The sequence below is a fragment of the Klebsiella sp. YJ genome (genome assembly GCF_002108615.1).
GTDB classification, from domain to species: Bacteria; Pseudomonadota; Gammaproteobacteria; order Enterobacterales; family Enterobacteriaceae; genus Klebsiella; species Klebsiella planticola.
Genome location: NZ_MTEG01000008.1, coordinates 83,059 through 95,096, shown reverse-complemented (window position 1 = coordinate 95,096; position 12,038 = coordinate 83,059). Strand labels below are relative to the sequence as shown.

Here is a 12,038-nt window from a genome sequence, read left to right as displayed (position 1 = left end):
CCTGACAACACGCAAGGAGATCGTCCATGGGTAGTGGATGGCATGAATGGCCGCTGGTGCTGTTTACGGTGCTCGGTCAATGCGTGGCGGGAGCAACTATCGTCAGCGGCCTGGGATGGCTGTCGCTGACAGATAACTCCGAGGCCCGGCAGCGTCTGGTCAAGCGCATGGTCTTTCTCTGGCTCATGATGGGGGTCGGTTTCCTGGCGTCGGTTATGCATCTGGGATCGCCGCTCCGGGCATTCAACTCTCTTCATCGCATTGGCGCCTCGGCGCTCAGTAATGAAATCGCCAGCGGCGCCCTGTTCTTCGCCGTCGGCGGCTTCTGGTGGTTGCTGGCGAGGCTCGGCAAACTGCCTGCTTCCCTCAGCCGCCCCTGGCTGCTGCTGAGCATGCTGCTGGGCGTCATGTTTGTGCTGGCGATGACCCGGGTGTACCAGATTGAGACCGTCCCGACATGGTATAGTGGCGGCACGACAACATCCTTCTTTCTGACGATGGCGCTGAGCGGGCCGCTGTTCGCCGCGCTATTATTGCGGGCAGCTAACGTCGAGTTCAACGGGCGCTTTTTCGCCTCCTTGAGCGTGCTGGCGCTGTTTGTCAGCGTTGCGCTGGTGATTCAGCAGGGCGTTGAACTCAACGAGATTCAGAGTTCAGTGCAGCGCGCCGGCGCGCTGGTGCCAAATTATGCCGCGTTACAGATCTGGCGCATCGCGCTGCTGGCATCTGGGCTGGGCTGCTGGATCTGCCCGCTTTGCCGGAACCAAACCCCGCGCCCAGGCAGTTTGTTCATCGGACTGCTGCTGGTTCTGGCCGGAGAACTTATTGGCCGCGGTCTGTTTTATGGTCTGCATATGACCGTCGGCGTGGCGATTGCTGGTTAATATTCAGGCGTGGCACCGTCCCGCCTCAGTAAGGAAGCGTACATGATACAAGCTCACTACCGCGACGCCGTCGCGTTGAGCGCCCGCACCCTGGGCGCCCTGTTTTCATTTACCCCGGAAAGCGAGCAGGCCGCACCGCTGGTAGCAGCCCTACGAGACGGCAGCTGGCGGGCGCAATGGCCGTTTCCGGTAGCCGATTCGCTGGCGACCGGGTTCGCCGACGCCAGCGATGAACCGCTCCCCCAGGCCTGGCAACGCCTGTTTATTGGTCCTTGGGCGCTGCCCGCGCCGCCGTGGGGTTCGGTCTGGCTGGATAAAGAGAATGTGCTGTTCGGCGACTCCACTCTGGCATTGCGGGAGTGGATGCGAGCGAACGGAATTGGCCACGCGGCGCAGAGCCAGGAGCCGGAAGATCATTTCGGCACGCTCCTGCTGCTGGCCGCCTGGCTGTGCGAGTCCGGGCAGGAGGAGGCGTTTTCGCAGCTTCTCGCCTGGCACCTGCTTCCCTGGTCCGGCCGCTTCCTCGAGGTGTTTATCGCCGGGGCCGGGCACCCCTTTTATCAATCCCTCGGACAGCTGGCTCAGGTGACCCTCGCCGAATGGCAGCGCCAGCTTCCCATTGCCGTCGCCGACAAACCGCTTTATCGCTAAACGCACCGCCATGTCGGGAAGACTGACATGGCGTTTTTAGTGACAACGTCACGAAGACAGCTTATTTAAGCGCCCGCATCCGCTCGCTGTTTCAGCGTCACCGGCATTTATAGCTTTTGCGTCTAAGCTTATTTCCTATCACAATAAGCTTATGTTTCACGCTAACCGTAACCGCTGATGCACCGTCTGCATAATTATCCTGCTGTTCAGGTCATGTTCCGTCGCCTGCTGATTGCGACTCTGGTCGGTATTCTGGCGGCGCTGGCCGTTGCGTTATTTCACTCGTCGATGGCGATCCTGGAACGGCTCTTTCTCAACGATCATAGCGGGAGTCTGGTTAATGCGGCCGAGGGACTACCCGGCTGGCGACGTCTGCTCACGCCGGCGGCGGGCGGACTGGCAGCCGGCGCCCTGCTCTGGTTCTGGCAATGTCGGACCCGCCAGCGCCCGCATGCGCCCACCGACTACATGGAAGCGCTGGACACCGGAGACGGTCAGTTTGATACCCCCGCCAGCCTGGTTAAATCCCTGGCGTCCTTGTTAGTGGTGACCACCGGCAGCGCGATTGGTCGCGAAGGCGCGATGATTTTGCTGGCCGCCCTGGCCGCGTCGCTGTTCGCCCGCCGCTTTACGCCAAAAACAGAATGGAAGCTGTGGGTCGCCTGTGGGGCCGCCGCCGGGATGGCCAGCGCCTATCACGCACCGCTGGCGGGTAGCCTGTTTATTGCCGAAATTTTATTTGGCACGCTGATGCTTGCGTCACTGGGTCCGGTGGTCATTTCCGCGGTTATCGCCCTGCTGGTCACGCAGTTGATCAACGGTGGCGCATCGCCGCTGTATCAGGTGGAGTTTCATGAGACGCTGACCGCACTCCACTATGCGCTGATGCTCGCTACCGGACTGCTGGCCGGGCTTTGCGGGCCGCTGTTTATCGCGATGATGAGCTACAGCCACCGCTGTTTTTTACGCATGAAGCTCTCACCGCCGTGGCAGCTGGCGCTCGGCGGAATGATTGTCGGCCTGCTGTCGCTGGTCACGCCTGCGGTGTGGGGTAATGGTTACAGCACGGTGCAGCATTATCTGCAGTCACCGCCGCTGTTTAGCGCCATCGCGGTGGTCCTGGTGTGCAAACTGTTCGCGGTGCTGGCCAGCAGCGGATCCGGCGCGCCGGGCGGCGTGTTTACCCCTACGCTGTTCGTCGGGCTGGCGATGGGCATGCTGTTTGCCAGCTTCAGCGGGCTGTGGCTGCATCACGATCAAGAGCTGGCGATTATGATTGGTCTGACCGGAATGGCGACCTTTCTGGCGGCCACGACGCATGCGCCGATTATGTCGACATTGATGATCTGTGAAATGACCGGGCAATACCTGTTACTGCCCGGCTTATTGATTGCCAGCGTACTGGCATCGGTGCTCTCCCGGACGTTACGCCAGGACTCTATCTACCGCCATCACGTCGCCGAGCATGGTTAGGTCTATATACTGGCTCAGCTCACGCTGTTCGGCGCGCGGCAGGTAGGGAAGCTCGCCGATCAGCGGCCCAGGCAGCTTTTTACTCAGCACCTCGATGATTTCGGCGTAATGCGCTAAGCCTGGGTTAATTCGGTTTGCCACCCAGCCAATCATCGGCAGACCGTCGTTGGCAATGGCCTGGGCGGTCAGCAGAGCATGGTTAATGCAGCCTTCCTGGATGCCTACGACCATCACCACCGGAAGCTGCTCCTGCACCACCCATTCCGAAAGCGGACGCAGGTCGTTCATCAGACTCCGCCAGCCGCCGGTCCCCTCAACCACCACATGATCGACCTGCCCGCTCAGGCGCTGAAGACCATCCGACAGCAGCCCATAGTTTATCGGGCAGCTGTGCGCCACGCTGCTCTCATCTTCGCTTAATGCTATGGGATTGACAGCATCATACGGTAACGCCAGCGACGACACGCTTTGTAAAATCAGCGCATCTTTGTTACGCAATCCGTCCGGCGTCTCTTTGCTGCCCTTCGCCACAGGCTTGTATCCCGCGACGCTTTTGCCGCTGGCAGCAAGTGCCTGCAACAGCGCACGAGAAACCACTGTCTTCCCGACAGAGGTGTCAGTACCTGTTATAAAGAAACGCTTAAACATCATTAACCCCACAGTTATGTTGATGATTTATACAGAAGAGAAGGAATAAACTGTGGGAAAAGTCTACGCGAAGCCGCCGGATACCAGCTTGAGATAGCGCAATTTTTGGTGTGACTATGAAAAAATGTTAACCCTGTAACAGTCGAATTAGCAGAGATCCGTTATAGAGGGCATCCTTCACCAGCGCTGCGCCGGCCATCGTTCCACGGTTAGAAAACTGCGTACTTTCAACGGTAATATGCCGGCTGTAGGCAGGCAGGGATTGTTGCCGAATACAATCTGAAATGGCGGGAAATAAGATATCGGCCGCCAGACTAAACGGCGAGCCAATGAGGATTTTTTGCGGGTTGAACAAATTGACCATGATCGCCAGAATCCGCCCGACGTGCTGGCCCACGCCGCTAATAATATCCCGCGCCAGCAAATCGCCCTGCAGCGCCGCCTGGCACAGCCACTCCACGCTCAACGGCTGCTGATGCAGCATCGAACTCATTGATTTCGTCATTCGCACCTGGGCCAGCTCCAGCACGCTTTCGACGCTGGCGATAGTCTCCAGGCAACCGTGGTTACCGCAGTAGCATCGCTTGCCGTAGGGATCGACCTGGGTATGACCGATCTCGACCAGACTGCTGCTGCCCGCATGCAGCAGGCGACCATCGGTAATCACCCCGGCGCCGACGTTATGATCAATCACCACCTGAATAACGTCCCGCGCCCCGCGGGAGGCGCCAAACAGCGACTCCGCCATCGTCCAGGCGCTGATATCATGCTGGATATAGACCGAGACGCCGGTGTGGTTCGCCAGAACCTCGCCAAGGGGCAGATCTTTGACCTCTTCATAAAATGGCATCCGGTGAATCACGCCGTTTTCGGTATCAATGATGCCCGGCATGGTAACGGCGATGGCGGTCAGACGTTCCAGTTTCTTTTGATGGCGGATAAAGAACTGGTCGATATGCTCAACAACACGCGTCAGGAACGGCTGTTCATGCTGGAGCGCCAGCTCAAGCTGCTCCTCAACCACCAGCTTGCTGCTGAGATCGCGTAGCGCAAGGTGAATTTCACCGCGGCTGATTCGCACGGAGAGATAGTGCCAGGCCTCGGTCTCAACCATCAGCCCTACGGCGGGACGCCCGCGACTCCCCGGCTCCTGGATTTCCGTCTCCTGAACCAGATGCGCTTCGAGCATTTCACGCACGATTTTTGTAATGCTGGCCGGCGCCAGTTGCGCAAAACGGGAGAGGTCGATGCGCGACACCGGGCCAAGCTGATCAATCAGGCGATATACTGCTCCTGCATTGGTCTGCTTTATTTGATCGATATGGCCTGGCTGACTGTCCGCTACCACCATTGACTCCCTTTATTTTCGCGCTTCGAAATAAACTTTTAGCTATGGTGAAGCACTTGGGTAGCACTCGTCAAATTTTTACTTAGCCTTGTGATTTACCGCACATTTTTGACTGTTTTTAGTCTTAATTATTCACCGCAGCGGCGGCAAGAAGGTATTCACGAAAGCGTTGCGCCGCCTGGCTCTGTTCATGATGCTTCGACCACACCAGCCACATTTCCGAAACGGCATCCTGTTCTTTGATGGGTAGCCAGCGCATCTCGTTGAGCTGCACCCGCTTAAACGACGCCGGTAATATCGATACCCCCAGTCCGGAAGCCACCAGGCCGATAATCGTCATCGCCTCGCCCACTTCCTGGGCGATCATCGGCGTCTGACCATAGCGTCGCATCAGCCCCAGAATGTCGTCATACAGCCCGGTACCGACGTGCGGGTCAAAAAAGACGAACGGTTCGCGAGCCAGCTCGATCAGGCTTACCGCCTCCTGACGCGCCAGGGGATGGTCGCTCGGCACCATTGCCAGCAGCGGTTCGCGCAGCACCCGTTCCCAGACTAGCGTCTCCGGCAACTGCGTATTGCGCATCAGCCCCAGATCGAGGGCGCCTTCATTCAGCGGCACAATCTGCTCGCGGGTATTGGTTTCCCGGGTCTGGATATGCACGTCCGGGTAACGGCGGCGAAAGGTGGACAGCGTATCGGAAACCGCCTTGATGAACGGCGCGGAGGAGGTAAAGCCGATGTGCAGCTCCCCGGTTTCACCATGATGCAGACGGCTTGCGCGCGCCGCCGCGTCGTCGACCAGGCTGAGGATGTGCCGGCTATCGGCAAGAAACTGCCGGCCCGCCGCCGTCAGGCTCACGCTGCGGTTGGTTCTGGCGAAGAGGCGTGCGCCAATCTGCTGTTCAAGTATCTGAATCTGCTGGCTTAACGGTGGCTGGGAAATGTTCAGCCGTGCCGCAGCCCGACCAAAATGGAGCTCTTCGGCGACGGCAATGAAGTAGCGGAGATGGCGCAGCTCGATATTCATATCTAAAACGTCTTATTTGAGATTATTAATATATTAGACAGAATATTTACATTTTCATACCCTTAAAATGTGATCTGTGATGTTTCCTAACTCTGTGTTCTCAGCAAGGATTTTTCCGTGAGTCGTACAACTACCGTTGACACCGTGCCGGCAAGCGAGGTCAGCGACAATGTTATATCCCAGCCAAATCAGTTTATTAAGCGCGGTACCCCCCAGTTTATTCGGGTCACTCTCGCCCTCTTCTCCGCCGGTCTGGCCACTTTCGCCCTGCTCTACTGCGTCCAGCCGATTCTGCCGGTGCTCTCGAGCGAATTTGGCGTGACTCCCGCCAGCAGCAGCGTTTCGCTGTCGATTTCCACCGCGATGCTCGCCGTTGGCCTGCTGTTTACCGGCCCGCTTTCGGATGCGATCGGCCGTAAACAGGTGATGGTCACCGCGCTGGTGCTGGCCTCATGCTGTTCTTTACTGTCTACGATGATGTCGAGCTGGCACGGTATTTTGATTATGCGGGCGCTGATTGGCCTGTCGTTAAGCGGCGTAGCGGCGGTCGGGATGACCTATCTGAGTGAGGAGATCCACCCCAGCGTCGTCGCCTTTTCCATGGGGCTGTACATCAGCGGCAACTCGATTGGCGGAATGAGCGGTCGTCTGCTGACCGGGGTTTTCACCGACTTTTTCGGCTGGCGCGTGGCGCTGGCGGTGATCAGCTGCTTTGCGCTCGCCTCGGCCATTATGTTCTGGCGAATCCTGCCGGAATCGCGACACTTCCGCCCGAGTTCGCTGCGCCCTAAAACCCTGCTGATTAACCTGCACCTGCACTGGCGCGATCGCGGGCTGCCGCTGCTGTTCCTTGAAGGATTCCTGCTGATGGGGTCTTTTGTCACCCTCTTCAACTACATCGGCTATCGCCTGATGATGTCGCCATGGTCGCTGAATCAGGCGGTGGTTGGCCTGCTCTCCGTCGCCTATCTGACCGGCACCTGGAGTTCCCCAAAGGCCGGAGCGATGACCGCGCGCTACGGCCGCGGCCCGGTGATGCTTGCCTTTACCGCCGTCATGCTGGCCGGGCTGACGCTGACCCTGTTTTCCTCTTTGTGGCTGATATTTGCGGGCATGCTGCTGTTCTCCGCCGGTTTCTTTGCCGCTCACTCGGTAGCCAGCAGCTGGATTGGTCCTCGTGCGCGCCGCGCCCGCGGCCAGGCATCGTCGCTGTACCTGTTCAGCTACTATCTCGGTTCCAGTATTGCGGGGACAGTAGGTGGAGTGTTCTGGCATAACTACGGCTGGAACGGCGTGGGTGGTTTTATCGCGCTGATGCTAATGGCCGCACTGCTTACCGGCGTTTGCCTGCACAAACGTCTGCAATAATCTCTCTTTACGTGGCCTTTATTGGCCACGTCTTTCACCACATGCCCAGTACCGACGACGCACCCAATAACTCTCTGACGGCATCGATAGACAGCAGTGCAATAAACAGCATAGTGAACGGATTCATAATGACTCCCGAACTGCGGCCTGTGCTTCAATAAGTTTAGCTGCTGCTCAAAAAGAATCCGCTATTCTGGCCACATCAATGTGACAATATTGCGATCCTGCCTCCGGCCGGGTGAAAACTGGCGCTATCGTCCGTCATGCCCCGCTCGCGCGTCGGGCCCGCGGCACGGCGCGCCTTGCGTCTCGTGTGGAAGATTAGCGCGGATCAGGATAGTGTAGAGGCCAACGGGCAACGCCTTTCGTTCACTCGCCACAGGCCAAACAAAACATGACTGACAACAAAAACTATCAGCAGCTTACCCGCACTTTCCAGCGTCTTTCTCGCTTCTCGCATCTCGGCGCTATCGCCGGCTGGGATATGTTCGCCATGATGCCGCCGGGCGGCAGCGCCGCGCGAGGAGAGGCGCTGGCAGAACTGGACGTGCTGCAACATCAAATTCTGACGGATAAGAGCGTGGCTGAAGCGTTGCGCAACGCACGCCAGGAAAACCTGAATGACGTTGAACAAGCTAATCTGCGCGAAATGACCCGCCAGTACGAACAGGCGGCGCTGCTGCCGGAAAGTCTGGTTGAGGCCAAATCACTGGCGGGCAGCCGCTGCGAACACGCCTGGCGCAGCCAGCGTCCGGCGAACGACTGGGACGGTTTTGCCGAAAACCTGCGCGCGGTGGTGAAACTGAGCCGTGAAGAAGCGGCGATTCGCGCCGGGGCGAAAGGCGGCTCTCGCTATGATGCCCTGCTGGATATTTTCGAACCGGATATGACCAGCGCGCGGCTTGACGTGTTGTTTGCCGATCTCAAATCCTGGCTGCCGACCCTGCTCGCCAGCGTCGTCGAAAAGCAGTCCCTGAACCCGCCCGTTGCGCCGCAGGGGCCATTCCCGATCGCCGGGCAGCGTGAGCTGGGACTGGAAGCGATGCGGATTCTGGGCTTTGATTTTGATGGCGGGCGTCTGGATATCAGCGCCCATCCGTTCTGCGGCGGCGTGCCGCAGGATGTGCGCATCACCACCCGCTATAACGAAGAGGACCTGCTCAGCGCCCTGTTCGGGGTGATTCATGAAACCGGTCATGCGCGCTATGAACAGAACCTGCCGCGAAAATGGCTCGATCAACCGGTGGCGCTGGCCCGCTCAACGGCGATTCACGAATCGCAAAGCCTGTTCTTCGAAATGCAGCTCGGACGCAGCGATGCTTTCCTGAAACGCCTGCTGCCGGCCGTGCGTCAGCGTTTTGGCGAACAGCAAGCCTTCAGCACTGAGAATTTCATTGCCTGGAACCAGCGCGTTAAGCCGGGTTATATCCGCGTGGATGCTGACGAGGTCAGCTATCCGGCGCATGTTATCCTGCGCTATGAGATTGAACGAGCGCTGATCGATGGTGACATCGAGGTGGAGGATATTCCCGCGCTGTGGGATGAGAAAATGCGCAGCTGGCTGGGACTCTCTACCACCGGCAATTATCGTAATGGCTGTATGCAGGACATTCACTGGACCGATGGCGGGTTTGGTTACTTCCCTTCTTATACCCTCGGCGCCATGTACGCCGCACAGCTGATGGCCGCCGCGAAGCGCGCGTTGCCACAGCTGGAGACCAACATTGCCAACGGTGATTTCTCGACGCTGTTTGCCTGGCTACAGCAGAATATCTGGCAGCACGGCAGCCGGTTTAGCACCTCACAGCTGATCATCAACGCCACCGGGGAAGATCTGAACAGCGACTATTTCCGCCAGCATCTTACCGCGCGCTACCTGTAAAGCCCTCCGTCGCGCCGGGGCACTCCCGGCGCTCAGCGAAATATCCTCGTCTCCGTTTCGGTTGTACATATCGTTACACGCCGATACCAAACACTCACGGAAAGCCAGAAAAGACAGGCATATAGTTCTTTCAACGGCCCCGCAGTGGGGTTCATTGAAAAAACAATTTCGAGGATATCAGAATGAAAAAAGTATTAGCTCTGGTCGTTGCCGCTGCTATGGGTCTGTCTTCTGCTGCTTTCGCTGCTGATGCAGTAAGCACCACTCAGGCTCCGGCTGCTGCAACTCACAGCACCACTGCCAAGACCACCCATCATAAAAAACACCACAAAGCCGCTGCCAAACCAGCCGCTGAACAGAAAGCCCAGGCTGCGAAAAAACACCACAAAGCCGCCGCCAAACCAGCCGCTGAACAGAAAGCTCAGGCCGCGAAAAAACACCACAAAGCCGCTGCCAAACCAGCCGCTGAGCAGAAAGCCCAGGCCGCGAAAAAACACCACAAAGCGGCAACCAAACCCGTTGCTCAGAAAGCCCAGGCAGCGAAAAAGCACCACAAAGCCGCGGCTAAACCGGTAGCGCAGAAAGCTCAGGCAGCAAAAAAACACCACAAAACCACTAAACATCAGGCCGCTAAACCGGCTGCACAACCGGCTGCTTAATTCTTCCGCGAAGTCAGGTTAATCATAAACCGGCGCTGTTTCAGCGCCGTTTTTTTCTGGAGGGCACTTATGCTGCGGCGCTATCGTTTTGAGCTCATCCTGATCCTGTTAATTCTCTGCGCGCTGATTGCGACCCGCTTTTTCCTCTACTGAATAAGACGGCGCGTCATCACGCTGCGCGGCGACTCTCCGGCCCGACGTCTCACCACGCTTTTGCCGTCCACCTTGCTCTCCCTTGCCGTACCGCCTGGATTGAGCGCTGAATACCACATCAAGGCGCTGGTTTTGATCACAAGGCCACTCACTCAGACCGCTGCCCCTCCTGTTGCGGGAAAGCACTAACGAACCGCCAGCAGCCAGCCATGAATCCCCACGCCATACACCCCAAGGATCAGCAAAAAACAGGCGGCAATTGTCGTTAAGCGATGGGTATGCGCCGGGGCCAGCCAGCGTCGAATGGCGAGGATGTAGCACGACAGCACCCCAAGATCGATAGCCACCCAGATGATGCTCAACAGACCAAGGCTCAGGCCGACATCGCTGGTAATGTGGATAAACTGCGGGAAAAACGCGGCAAAGAACAGAATGTCCTTGGGATTACTCAGGGCGGTCACAAATCCGGACCACACGCCGCCTCGCGCGGTCGCCGCGCCAGGCGCCATATGCGGCGCACGCAGCATACTCAGGGCCAGCCACGTAATATAGAGGGACCCCAGCGCCGCCAACAGCAGCAGAATATCGGGATGGATCGCCACGGCGCCGGTCAACATTGCCGCCGCAACGGCCATCAGCACCAGCGACGCGAGATTGCTGCCCATCATCGTACGCAGTGCTGATGAAGTCCCGTCTCTGGCGGCGCAGCCGGTCACCAGGAGCACTACCGGGCCCGGCGTAGCAATCAGCGCCAGCACCGTCATGCTGTATCCCGCCATCAATGCATAGTTCATGATACTGACTCACTCTCTTTTTTTAGGTCAGCGCATTTTCTATTTAGATTTCAGGATTGAAAAACGACAAATGGTGAGTTTGAATGTGAGTTTAACTCAACATAAAAAGCTGACCGCTATGTCGATGCCGCCGCTGTATGCCCTCCGCGCTTTTGAAACCGCCGCCCGCCTTGGCTCCTTTAGCAAAGCCGCCGCCGCGCTGCACGTTACCCCCGGGGCGATCAGCCGTCATATCAGTACGCTCGAGGCCTGGTTTGACTGCCGGTTGTTTACCCGTCAGGGGCCAAAAGTGGAGCTCACCGATGCCGGGAGGCAGCTCGCCAGCGCGCTGGCGGAAAACTTTGCCGCCATCGACAGCGCCTGCCAGACCTTGCGGCATCAGGCGGGCAAACTGCGGCTGAAATCGCCATCGACATTAACCATGCGCTGGCTGCTGGATGTGTTGCAGCGCTTTCGCCAACACCATCCGCGACCGGTAATAGAGATGAGCAGCGTGTGGATGGACAGAGACAGCGTAGACTTCAGCCGTGAGCCTTATGATTGCGCGATTCTGCTCGGCGATGGTCATTTCGGCGAAGAGACCTGTCACCGGCTGTTGTTTGCCGAATGGCTGGTTCCGATCTGCGCCCCGGCCATGGTCGAGGCCGCTCGCCAGGGGTTATCCGCCTGCCCGCTGATTCATCCGACGACCGATCGCCGGGACTGGCGACGTTGGCTACAGCATGCCGGAGCGTTATCGCCGACCGAAATACACCGGGGAATCGTCTTTGATAGTCTGGAACAAGGCACGATGGCCGCCATGAGCGGCCACGGAGTCTCGGTGGGCGATCTCTTTTTGAGTCTGGAAGCCATTCGCAGCGGCCTGCTGGCGCTGCCGTTCCCGCAGGCCGTTGCAACCGGCGAGGGCTATTACCTGGTGTGGCCAAAAAAGACGCTTAATCCACAGCCTGTCGCCCTGCTGTATCAATTTCTACTCGAGCATATCCCGGCGCCGTTCCCTGACGGAATAACCCGCCTGGGCCAGGCGCCAAAGTGACAGCGGCCCTGACGGTTTACATGACATGAACAGCCTGTACCACCAGATATCCCGCCGCGCCCCAGATGAAAACCGACGCGAGAGAAACATAAACTAACGCACGAATACCTTTTTT

General features: G+C 58.2%; 14 protein-coding genes. 8 read left to right on the top strand and 6 right to left on the bottom strand.

The genetic code is table 11. From position 1 onward, the window contains the following. Positions 1 to 26 precede the first annotated feature (26 nt). The 3 genes from BV390_RS10625 (at position 27) to clcB (ending at position 3,008) form a co-directional block, all read left to right on the top strand. Complete coding sequence (locus BV390_RS10625; RefSeq protein WP_032696097.1) at positions 27 to 884, top strand: dimethyl sulfoxide reductase anchor subunit family protein; 858 nt, start codon at positions 27 to 29, stop codon at positions 882 to 884. A gap of 42 nt (positions 885 to 926) precedes the next feature. Continuing rightward, complete coding sequence (gene dmsD, locus BV390_RS10620; RefSeq protein ID WP_032696096.1) at positions 927 to 1,535, top strand: Tat proofreading chaperone DmsD; 609 nt, start codon at positions 927 to 929, stop codon at positions 1,533 to 1,535. Between the two features lie 177 nt (positions 1,536 to 1,712). Then, positions 1,713 to 3,008: a voltage-gated ClC-type chloride channel ClcB gene (gene clcB, locus BV390_RS10615; RefSeq protein ID WP_032696095.1), complete on the top strand. Its 1,296-nt coding sequence runs from the start codon at positions 1,713 to 1,715 to the stop codon at positions 3,006 to 3,008. Here clcB and bioD read toward each other — a convergent pair. From bioD to BV390_RS10600, 3 genes are all read right to left on the bottom strand, one after another. Then, complete coding sequence (gene bioD / locus BV390_RS10610; RefSeq protein ID WP_032687514.1) at positions 2,961 to 3,656, bottom strand: dethiobiotin synthase; 696 nt, start codon at positions 3,654 to 3,656, stop codon at positions 2,961 to 2,963. The two genes, clcB and bioD, sit on opposite strands and share 48 nt — an antisense overlap. A gap of 127 nt (positions 3,657 to 3,783) precedes the next feature. Next, positions 3,784 to 5,004, bottom strand: a complete 1,221-nt coding sequence (mlc, locus tag BV390_RS10605) for a sugar metabolism global transcriptional regulator Mlc (RefSeq protein ID WP_032687686.1) — start codon at positions 5,002 to 5,004, stop codon at positions 3,784 to 3,786. A 124-nt stretch (positions 5,005 to 5,128) separates the two neighbouring features. Further along, complete coding sequence (locus BV390_RS10600) at positions 5,129 to 6,031, bottom strand: LysR family transcriptional regulator (RefSeq protein WP_004862447.1); 903 nt, start codon at positions 6,029 to 6,031, stop codon at positions 5,129 to 5,131. A 117-nt stretch (positions 6,032 to 6,148) separates the two neighbouring features. Here BV390_RS10600 and BV390_RS10595 point away from each other — a divergent pair, with 117 nt between their 5' ends. Beyond that, entirely contained in the window at positions 6,149 to 7,399 is a 1,251-nt protein-coding gene (locus BV390_RS10595) for an MFS transporter (protein ID WP_032687512.1), read from the top strand. A 34-nt stretch (positions 7,400 to 7,433) separates the two neighbouring features. Here the strand turns inward: BV390_RS10595 and BV390_RS31470 are convergent, their stop codons facing one another. Next, positions 7,434 to 7,526, bottom strand: a complete 93-nt coding sequence (locus tag BV390_RS31470) for a KPN_01571 family protein (protein WP_004862449.1) — start codon at positions 7,524 to 7,526, stop codon at positions 7,434 to 7,436. 267 nt (positions 7,527 to 7,793) lie between these two features. Between BV390_RS31470 and BV390_RS10590 the strand changes: the two genes are divergently transcribed. From BV390_RS10590 to ydgU, 3 genes are all read left to right on the top strand, one after another. Further along, positions 7,794 to 9,281: a carboxypeptidase M32 gene (locus tag BV390_RS10590; RefSeq protein WP_085396900.1), complete on the top strand. Its 1,488-nt coding sequence runs from the start codon at positions 7,794 to 7,796 to the stop codon at positions 9,279 to 9,281. Between the two features lie 182 nt (positions 9,282 to 9,463). After that, positions 9,464 to 9,940 carry an acid resistance repetitive basic protein Asr gene (asr, locus tag BV390_RS10585; RefSeq protein ID WP_071887178.1) on the top strand — a complete coding sequence of 159 codons (477 nt, stop codon included), beginning with the start codon at positions 9,464 to 9,466 and terminating at the stop codon, positions 9,938 to 9,940. A gap of 69 nt (positions 9,941 to 10,009) precedes the next feature. Beyond that, positions 10,010 to 10,093 (top strand): small membrane protein YdgU, encoded by an 84-nt coding sequence (ydgU, locus tag BV390_RS32090; protein WP_099130682.1) that lies wholly within the window; start codon positions 10,010 to 10,012, stop codon positions 10,091 to 10,093. Here the strand turns inward: ydgU and BV390_RS31135 are convergent. Beyond that, positions 10,087 to 10,245: a hypothetical protein gene (locus tag BV390_RS31135; RefSeq protein ID WP_155417118.1), complete on the bottom strand. Its 159-nt coding sequence runs from the start codon at positions 10,243 to 10,245 to the stop codon at positions 10,087 to 10,089. The genes ydgU and BV390_RS31135 overlap by 7 nt on opposite strands. 33 nt (positions 10,246 to 10,278) lie before the next feature. Then, positions 10,279 to 10,887, bottom strand: coding sequence for a LysE family translocator (locus BV390_RS10580; RefSeq protein ID WP_032696092.1), 609 nt, complete (start codon positions 10,885 to 10,887; stop codon positions 10,279 to 10,281). Positions 10,888 to 11,005: 118 nt separating this feature from the next. Between BV390_RS10580 and BV390_RS10575 the strand changes: the two genes are divergently transcribed. Continuing rightward, on the top strand, positions 11,006 to 11,923 hold the full coding sequence (locus tag BV390_RS10575; protein ID WP_032699728.1) for a LysR substrate-binding domain-containing protein: 918 nt from the start codon (positions 11,006 to 11,008) through the stop codon (positions 11,921 to 11,923). The last annotated feature ends 115 nt before the right edge of the window (positions 11,924 to 12,038 follow it).

What these genes read in the sequence shown, in the direction of transcription:
- BV390_RS10625 (WP_032696097.1), top strand. Translation starts at nt 27, where the DNA reads ATGGGTAGTGGATGGCATGAATGGCCGCTGGTGCTGTTTACGGTGCTC.
- dmsD (WP_032696096.1), top strand. Translation starts at nt 927, where the DNA reads ATGATACAAGCTCACTACCGCGACGCCGTCGCGTTGAGCGCCCGCACC.
- clcB (WP_032696095.1), top strand. Translation starts at nt 1,713, where the DNA reads ATGCACCGTCTGCATAATTATCCTGCTGTTCAGGTCATGTTCCGTCGC.
- bioD (WP_032687514.1), bottom strand. Translation starts at nt 3,656, where the DNA reads ATGTTTAAGCGTTTCTTTATAACAGGTACTGACACCTCTGTCGGGAAG.
- BV390_RS10600 (WP_004862447.1), bottom strand. Translation starts at nt 6,031, where the DNA reads ATGAATATCGAGCTGCGCCATCTCCGCTACTTCATTGCCGTCGCCGAA.
- BV390_RS31470 (WP_004862449.1), bottom strand. Translation starts at nt 7,526, where the DNA reads ATGAATCCGTTCACTATGCTGTTTATTGCACTGCTGTCTATCGATGCC.
- BV390_RS10590 (WP_085396900.1), top strand. Translation starts at nt 7,794, where the DNA reads ATGACTGACAACAAAAACTATCAGCAGCTTACCCGCACTTTCCAGCGT.
- asr (WP_071887178.1), top strand. Translation starts at nt 9,464, where the DNA reads ATGAAAAAAGTATTAGCTCTGGTCGTTGCCGCTGCTATGGGTCTGTCT.
- ydgU (WP_099130682.1), top strand. Translation starts at nt 10,010, where the DNA reads ATGCTGCGGCGCTATCGTTTTGAGCTCATCCTGATCCTGTTAATTCTC.
- BV390_RS10580 (WP_032696092.1), bottom strand. Translation starts at nt 10,887, where the DNA reads ATGAACTATGCATTGATGGCGGGATACAGCATGACGGTGCTGGCGCTG.
- BV390_RS10575 (WP_032699728.1), top strand. Translation starts at nt 11,006, where the DNA reads ATGTCGATGCCGCCGCTGTATGCCCTCCGCGCTTTTGAAACCGCCGCC.